Here is a 7,332-nt window from a genome sequence, read left to right as displayed (position 1 = left end):
ATCAATATAAGACAGTCATCAAAGAATAGGGAAACGGGGATGAGCAGAATGATATTGGCTCATCCCCAATTTTATGGCTAAGTCACTTGAGGGTGCCGAAGAGAGTGAATATTTTGTTATACACATATACTTTGCCACAGGAAATTCAAATGGTGGATCTCGATCATCTCGATTTGGATCCAAATAAAAAGGTCATTCAACATTAAAAAGAAAGGGCAGGAAGACCGCACGGCGGCCGGCCTGTCCTTTACTTTTTCGCTGAATCGTCAATTGCTTGAATGGCCAGGTTGAACGCTTGGATTCTTCTTTCCAAAAGTGTTTTTTGCGGACTTCCTTCTTTTGACTTTGCGTAAATCTTTTCAATGGAAGGGAGTAACTCGGTAAGAATTTGGCGGGCTTCGGTCAGCTCTTCAGATGTGAAAGGATGAGGCCTTTGATACCAGGCGTATTCCAGCATGGCCAAGCCGATGTGAAAGGCTTTGAGCCTTTTCCGGATGAGGAAGGTGTTTGCGCCTTTTTGCGTCATCTGATCCAAGGCATTCTCCGATTTGCGGATGGTGGATTGAAAGGATTGGATGGATTCGGTTATCACGCTGGCAGGTACATTATCCATGTTTTGTCTCCTCTCCCTGTTTTTTCTTCGCACGGTCATGATGATCCTTTTGTTTCAGAGTGTCAAGAGCAATTTTGCATCTGCATGCAAAGCAAATGACAGGGGGAATCAAGAAGAAGTTTAATTTCATGAAATTTGGTTCTTGGTTTAGACCAATTGCAGGGAAATTCATAGAATAATTTAGCTTTGTAAAAAGGAGGGATAGGATGACAGAGTTTGGAATCCACCTTGGCCAAGATCATGGGGTCACTGCGGCACAGGCAAGGAGAATTTTCGTTCTCCGCCGGGGAGAGAGAAGAATTGTGCGCTGCGGAAGAAGAGTGGTGCGCATTCGCCGCTTTTTTTTGCGCCCCGGTGAAGTTTTGGTGGTCATCTGCGGCCGGGGCCGGCACAGACAAACCTTTATTTTTGTCTGCAGAGGGCGGCGCATCCGGAGAACGATTGTCCGGAGAGTTCGCCGAAATACGCTGATTTCGGTGCGTTGTGTTTAATCCGGTTCTCTAATTTTATGGTTGGGACGGGGAATGAATCCCCGCCTTTTTTATTGTTGAAATTGCGGCAGATATTTTTGGTGGGCTTTCAGCATTTCATCCAGGATTTTTTTGGCGGCGGAGTCGGAAGGGACGAGCGGATTGATGGTCATGGCAAGCAGGGCGGTATGGTAGTTGCCGGTTACGGCGGCTTCGGCGGCAACCCGTTCGAAGGATTTAATCTGTTGGACGAGGCCTCTGACGGGGATGGGCAGGTCTCCGATGGCGATGGGTTTGGGGCCGCTTGCGGTGATGACGCAGTTGATTTCGACGGCGGAATCGTGGGGGATGCTGGCGATGGCGCCTTGATTTTTTACATTGACGGTTTGGATGTCTTTGCGGTCATGATAAATGGAGTCGATCAGGTTGCAGGCGGCATCACTGTAGTAAGCGCCGCCGCGTTGTTCCAGTTCGGGCGGTTTGGCGGCGAGCTTTGGGTCTTTGTATTTTTCAAACAGTTCAGCTTCCACTTTTTGCACCACTTCGGCGCGGGTTCCGGTTTTTCGCGCTTGCTCTTGTTCTTCGGCCAGCATTTTTTCCGTTTGGAAGTAGTACCGGTGATACGGACAAGGAAGGATGCCCAACGCTTTGATAAACTCTTTTTCCCAGCCCAAGTCAATAATGTTTTTGGCACGGATGCCGGAGGTGTCTCCTTGGGCGATCCGGTCAATGATTTGTCCGGTGATGTTTTGCCCGTCGAGATAAACGTTGAGCCCGAAGACCATGTGGTTTAATCCGGCAAAGTCGATATGAATCCGCTCCGGCTCGACCTGAAGCATTTGGGCCACGCTCATTTTCATTCCGACGGGAATGTTGCAAAGGCCGGCCACTTTGGTAAGCGGGCTGTATCGGAGGATGGCTTCCGTGACCATGCCGGCCGGATTGGTGAAATTGATCAGCCAGGCATCGGGACAAAGGGTTTCCATCTCTTTGCAGATATCCAGGATGACGGGGATGGTGCGAAGTCCTTTGAAAAGGCCGCCCGGCCCGTTGGTTTCCTGTCCGATCACACCGTATCGAAGAGGGATCTTTTCATCCAATGCCCGGGCGCGAAGGCCTCCGACCCGGAACTGGGTGATGACGAAATCCGCACCTTGAAGCGCTTGCTGCCGGTCTAACGTGAGATGAATGCGGATGGGTAGTCCGGCTTTGTTCACCATGCGTTTGGCCAGATTCCCGACAATGTTTAATTTTTCTTTTCCCTCGGGAATATCGACCAGCCACAATTCCCGGACAGGCAGATGGTCGTATCTTTTGATGAATCCTTCGACCAGTTCCGGCGTATAGCTGGACCCGCCGCCGATGGCGACAATTTTTAATCCATGTTTTCGGGTCATGGAAACGACACCTCCGGATGAATTCGGTTGGATATTTATAAAAACATTCCTATTATTCATTATATAGGATCTGAAGGTCGGGAACCAAAAGAGTGATCCGGATGGCAAAGATATTGGTCAGGCTTTGATGGCGGGCATACCAACTTTCGCTTGGCAAATGGCGCTTATAAAAAGGGAGGGATCCGTCCATATTAAAAATGGAAAACATGTGTTAATTCCGGAAATTGTTTTGCCATAAAGGAGGAAACCGATGCGCTTTTGGAGTGTGATGTTCAGTTTGATTTGGCTGGTTACGGGATGTTCGGCAAGCGGGGAAAACCAGAGTGCTGATTTCAGCAAAGGGGCCGTTTTTTATTTGGACAAGACGTTTGCTGAGAGGGCCAGGTTTTTCCGGAATGCTTTCCGGACTACCAAGATCCATGTTTGCACCCTCGACCGGGCCAATGCCGAAGCCCGGAGGGAAGCCGCTTTTAAAAACCATCCCGTAAAAGATGGTTATGACCGGGTGGAGTGGCCGCTTCATGTCTGCAAGGAGGGCGGAGCCGGTTCGTATGTGGATTATGTTCCCAGTGACAACAACCGGGTGGTGGAAAACTGGATCCAAGAACAATTGAGCCAATATCCGGATGGGACCCGCCTGGTATTCCGGGTCGGAAAAAAACTGGAGATCAAAGCGTTGGCACCTCCGGACAATGATCCATCCCGGGCATCGCAGGGTGGATTATTTTACCTGTTTCAACAATCCATCGATTTTGGGGGCAAAAAACTGCACCAAAGGGCCGCTTAAAAAGGTGAAGATGACGGTTCCGACCGAAATCGGCCCGTGAAGCATCAATGCGAAAACGAGCGCGCAGCCATCCGTGAGGGTTTTGGATACAGCCAGGCTCAGCCCGAACCGCCGGCACAGAACGTACATCAGATCGTCACACGGGGTCAGCGCAAATTTTCCTTGTACATAGACCGAAATGCCAAAACAGGTGCAAATCAGTCCGGCCCAAAACGTGAGCATTTGCTCCAAGCGATTGACCGGATAAAAGGAAAGGATGTTCAACCAAAAATCGATGCAGGTTCCGAGGATGAGCACCGTCAGCAATGAAAAGAGGTCCGGCTTTCCCTTTTTTAAACCGGCATTCAGCAAAATGATCAGCATTCCGATGAGAATCACCCATGTTCCGACAGTGAATCCAAACTGATCACTCATTCCCACATATAATCCGTTCCAGGCATCCGTCCCCGCCCGGGAACCGATCATCAGCGTGATGCCCAGCGATTTGATGATTAAACCGGCAGGGTAGCAAAGCGTGCGCATGATAAACTTGTACATCAGCGAAACCAACCTTGTCCGTTTTTGCTTATTTATATGTTTTAACTTCCAACAATTTGCCAACCGATCCGGATGCCTTATAATGGGAGACACCAAGGGAGGTGTGATTTTGTGGATTTCAGCAGTTTTTCAGATTTTGTGGATGAGTTTGTGAAGTGGTTGGTTGACACGGGAAGAAGGCAGCGGACGATTGATGAATATGTGATGACGGTGTTGATGTTCGCGGCGTGGTTTCAGCAAAAATATCCTTCATTGGCCTTGCCCACCCAAGTGTTGAGCTCTCATATCATCGCTTTTCAACAGGAATTGTTAACGCAAAGAAAGCTTTCGATCGCCACGGTTCATAAATATATGGCTTCATTAAAATCTTTTTGGGACTTCTTGATCGAAAAAAACCTGGCGGGAACCAATCCGTTACTGGAGATTGATTGGAAAACGCCTTCTTCCCCAACCGTTTTGCCTCCCCACTCCTGGTTGGACAAAGAGGAAGAGAAGCGGTTGCTGATTCAGGTGGAGATGGAGAAAAATGATTGGAAACGATCAAGGAACCGGTGCCTGTTGTTGTTGATGCTGGATGCAGGTTGCACGGTTTCTGAGCTGATCCGGATGGATTGGGACCAAATATTGTGGGAAGATCACGAAATTTTAGTGAAAAACGAACAGGGAAAACGAAGGATTCCGATCACGCAACGTCTTTACCGGGCGTTGAATGACTGGCGGAAAGAAGGGGGAAACAAAGGGCCGGTGGTTTGCACCCAAAGCGGGGCAAAAATGTCCAGGCAGGGGGTTCATTACCTGGTGAAAAAATATCTGAAGGAGATCGGGTTAAAAGCATATTCGCCCCATACCTTAAGGCACACCTTTTGCCGCCGGTTAATCGAAGCTGGAGCCGATCTGAAAACCGTTTGCCGTTTGGCCGGGCACCAGAGCATGGAGACGACCAAAAGATATTTGGCAACAAACAAAAAGTAGGGAAGATCCTTTTCCCTACCTTTTGTTTGTTTAATAAGCTTTGCGTTTTTTGACGTACCAAGCGATCACCAAAACGAACAAAACGGCGAAAATGACGTAGAAAACGTTGGAGTAAACGCTCATATAATCCAACACCGTGGTCCAGGCTTCACCGAAGGCGGCTCCCAAGCTGACCAGAATGGTGTTCCAGATCAGGGTTCCGATGGTGGTGAAAATCAAAAATAAAACCATGTTCATGCGGGCCATGCCGGCCGGAACGGAGATCAGGCTGCGAACAATCGGGACCATGCGGCAAAAGAAGACGGTCCATACGCCATAACGTTCAAACCAACGATCCGCCTTATGGATGTCTTCTTTCTTAATTTTCAGGATATGTCCCCAACGGTCAATGATCTTTTCCAGTTGGTTCACGTTCAACAATAAACCGATCAAATACAAAATGACGGCCCCGACAACGGCTCCCAGTGTGGCTGCAACCACCACGCCGAAAACGGTTAAATCCGATTTGGTGGTCATAAACCCGCCAAAGGTGAGAACCACTTCAGAAGGGATGGGAGGGAAAATATTTTCCAAAGCAATCATTAAAAAGACGCCAAAATATCCGAATTTTTCCATGAATTCAATAATCCAGTTCTCCATTTGCGTGTTTCAACTCCTCATCCATTTCCATGATTATTCCCACATAAGTATAGCGTGTTCATTGCTATTTTTATAGCTGATTATTAAAAGAAATGAAACAGATTCATGATTTTTTTGTTTCGGAGACCGTAAACGGAGGCCGGTTTGCGAATATTATTATCAGAGAGAAAGAAGAGATGTTCCCCGGATTCATGAAAGCGATCCCTGACGGGATCGTTTTTTTTCTGTCAAATCTTTTTCCGGGGAACCCATTGCATTTTTTCTAGATTATAATTATTATTAATAAAGAATGATAATAATAATCACCTTGAAAAAGGGGTCGATAAACAGATGGATCAATCCAAAAAACGTTTAACCACGAACCAGGGGGCTCCGGTTGGCGACAACCAAAATTCCCGCACCGCAGGCCGGCGTGGTCCCACCCTGTTGGAAGATTATCATTTGATCGAAAAACTGGCGCACTTTGACCGTGAACGCATTCCGGAAAGGGTGGTTCACCCGAGAGGCGCCGGCGCACACGGCGTGTTTCGTGTGATCAACAGCATGAAAGAATATACGAAGGCGGCTTTCTTGCAAGAAGTGGGGAAAGAAACACCGGTGTTTGTCCGTTTCTCAACCGTGATCAATTCCAAAGGTTCGCCGGAAACGGCCCGGGATCCGCGCGGTTTTGCAACGAAGTTTTATACTGAGGAAGGAAACTATGATTTGGTGGGGAACCATTTGCCGGTATTCTTTATTCGCGATGCCATCAAATTCCCGGATATGGTTCATTCGCTGAAACCGGCTCCCGATACCAATATCCAGTCGCCGGACCGGTATTGGGATTTCATGACACTGAGTCCGGAATCCACACATATGATGACATGGCTGTTTTCCGATTACGGAACTCCCGCGAACTACCGGCAAATGGAAGGGTTTAGTGTACATGCGTTTAAATGGGTAAATCAAGAAGGTAAAGTCGTATATGTTAAATATTACTGGAAACCCCTCCAGGGTGTCAAAAATTTGACCGCGGAAGAAGCAATGGAAATCCAAGGAAAAGACGCAAACCATGCCACACGCGATCTGTTTGAAAATATTGCAAAAGGAAACTATCCCGAATGGGATCTTTATGTTCAAATCATGCCGCCGGAAGACATGGATAAATTCGATTTCGATCCGCTGGATGCAACCAAAATCTGGCCGGAAGACGAGTATCCGTGGCAATTGGTCGGCCGTATGACTTTGAACCGCAACCCGCAAAACTTCTTTGCCGAAGTCGAGCAAGCGGCCTTTTCCCCGAGTGCGCTGGTTCCGGGAATTGAACCGTCAGAAGACAAATTGTTGCAAGGACGGTTGTTTTCTTATCCGGACACGCAACGTCACCGTTTGGGGGCCAACTACCTGCATCTCCCGATCAACCGGCCGATTGCTCCGGTGAATAACTATCAAACGGATGGACCCATGCAAATGAAGAAAGATGTCCCGACCGTTAACTATGAACCCAACCGCTATGACGACCGTCCGAAAGAAGATCCGGCATACCTGGAAAGCGAAACCCCGCTGGAAGGAAACGCCGGACGGAATAAAATCTATAAAACCCTCGACTATAAGCAGGCAGGCGAACGCTACCGTTCATTTACAAAAGAAGAGCAGGACAATTTGATCAAAAACCTGACCAATGATTTGAAAGAAGTGCATGAAGAGACGAAACAACGGGCGATCTACAACTTCTATCGTGCGGATGAAGAATACGGCACACGTTTGGCGGATGCGTTGGGAGTCAATATCAATGACGTCCTCGGGAAGTTTCAATCATAATCCCGTATGAGCAGGCTGAAAGGCTGTTGGCTGATTAAAAGTCAACAGCCTTTTTTAATGTTTTATTCCGGGGATTGCGATAATTCTTGTGAAACAGTTTTATGATAAGATAAATGA

At 47.9% G+C, this 7,332-nt stretch carries 8 protein-coding genes; 4 read left to right on the top strand and 4 right to left on the bottom strand.

Annotated features, from left to right (window positions below):
- Nucleotides 1-247 precede the first annotated feature (247 nt).
- Nucleotides 248-613, bottom strand: coding sequence for a hypothetical protein (locus H1R82_RS10025; RefSeq protein ID WP_181732543.1), 366 nt, complete (start codon nucleotides 611-613; stop codon nucleotides 248-250).
- Nucleotides 614-819: 206 nt separating this feature from the next.
- On the opposite strand from H1R82_RS10025, the gene H1R82_RS10020 reads away from it, so the two are divergent.
- Nucleotides 820-1,104, top strand: coding sequence for a hypothetical protein (locus H1R82_RS10020; protein WP_131470847.1), 285 nt, complete (start codon nucleotides 820-822; stop codon nucleotides 1,102-1,104).
- 50 nt (nucleotides 1,105-1,154) lie between these two features.
- Here the strand turns inward: H1R82_RS10020 and H1R82_RS10015 are convergent, their stop codons facing one another.
- Nucleotides 1,155-2,480 carry a 6-phospho-beta-glucosidase gene (locus H1R82_RS10015; RefSeq protein WP_181732542.1) on the bottom strand — a complete coding sequence of 442 codons (1,326 nt, stop codon included), beginning with the start codon at nucleotides 2,478-2,480 and terminating at the stop codon, nucleotides 1,155-1,157.
- 250 nt (nucleotides 2,481-2,730) lie between these two features.
- On the opposite strand from H1R82_RS10015, the gene H1R82_RS10010 reads away from it, so the two are divergent.
- Nucleotides 2,731-3,267 carry a hypothetical protein gene (locus tag H1R82_RS10010; RefSeq protein ID WP_181732541.1) on the top strand — a complete coding sequence of 179 codons (537 nt, stop codon included), beginning with the start codon at nucleotides 2,731-2,733 and terminating at the stop codon, nucleotides 3,265-3,267.
- Here the strand turns inward: H1R82_RS10010 and H1R82_RS10005 are convergent.
- Nucleotides 3,202-3,804, bottom strand: a complete 603-nt coding sequence (locus tag H1R82_RS10005) for a YczE/YyaS/YitT family protein (protein ID WP_181732540.1) — start codon at nucleotides 3,802-3,804, stop codon at nucleotides 3,202-3,204. The genes H1R82_RS10010 and H1R82_RS10005 overlap by 66 nt on opposite strands.
- A gap of 111 nt (nucleotides 3,805-3,915) precedes the next feature.
- On the opposite strand from H1R82_RS10005, the gene H1R82_RS10000 reads away from it, so the two are divergent.
- Nucleotides 3,916-4,776, top strand: coding sequence for a tyrosine-type recombinase/integrase (locus H1R82_RS10000; protein ID WP_181732539.1), 861 nt, complete (start codon nucleotides 3,916-3,918; stop codon nucleotides 4,774-4,776).
- A 30-nt stretch (nucleotides 4,777-4,806) separates the two neighbouring features.
- On the opposite strand, the gene H1R82_RS09995 is transcribed toward H1R82_RS10000, so the two are convergent.
- Nucleotides 4,807-5,415 carry a DedA family protein gene (locus tag H1R82_RS09995; protein ID WP_181732538.1) on the bottom strand — a complete coding sequence of 203 codons (609 nt, stop codon included), beginning with the start codon at nucleotides 5,413-5,415 and terminating at the stop codon, nucleotides 4,807-4,809.
- 330 nt (nucleotides 5,416-5,745) lie between these two features.
- On the opposite strand from H1R82_RS09995, the gene H1R82_RS09990 reads away from it, so the two are divergent.
- Nucleotides 5,746-7,215: a catalase gene (locus H1R82_RS09990; RefSeq protein WP_181732537.1), complete on the top strand. Its 1,470-nt coding sequence runs from the start codon at nucleotides 5,746-5,748 to the stop codon at nucleotides 7,213-7,215.
- Nucleotides 7,216-7,332: the final 117 nt, after the last annotated feature.

The organism is Thermoactinomyces intermedius (assembly GCF_013912365.1).
Lineage (GTDB): Bacteria > Bacillota > Bacilli > Thermoactinomycetales > Thermoactinomycetaceae > Thermoactinomyces > Thermoactinomyces intermedius.
Note: the sequence above shows the minus strand (reverse complement) of the source record. Positions and strands in the feature narration are given on the sequence as shown.

Excerpts from the sequence above, each read along its gene's own strand:
- H1R82_RS10025 (WP_181732543.1), bottom strand. The coding sequence starts at position 613 with ATGGATAATGTACCTGCCAGCGTGATAACCGAATCCATCCAATCCTTT.
- H1R82_RS10020 (WP_131470847.1), top strand. The coding sequence starts at position 820 with ATGACAGAGTTTGGAATCCACCTTGGCCAAGATCATGGGGTCACTGCG.
- H1R82_RS10015 (WP_181732542.1), bottom strand. The coding sequence starts at position 2,480 with ATGACCCGAAAACATGGATTAAAAATTGTCGCCATCGGCGGCGGGTCC.
- H1R82_RS10010 (WP_181732541.1), top strand. The coding sequence starts at position 2,731 with ATGCGCTTTTGGAGTGTGATGTTCAGTTTGATTTGGCTGGTTACGGGA.
- H1R82_RS10005 (WP_181732540.1), bottom strand. The coding sequence starts at position 3,804 with ATGTACAAGTTTATCATGCGCACGCTTTGCTACCCTGCCGGTTTAATC.
- H1R82_RS09995 (WP_181732538.1), bottom strand. The coding sequence starts at position 5,415 with ATGGAGAACTGGATTATTGAATTCATGGAAAAATTCGGATATTTTGGC.
- H1R82_RS09990 (WP_181732537.1), top strand. The coding sequence starts at position 5,746 with ATGGATCAATCCAAAAAACGTTTAACCACGAACCAGGGGGCTCCGGTT.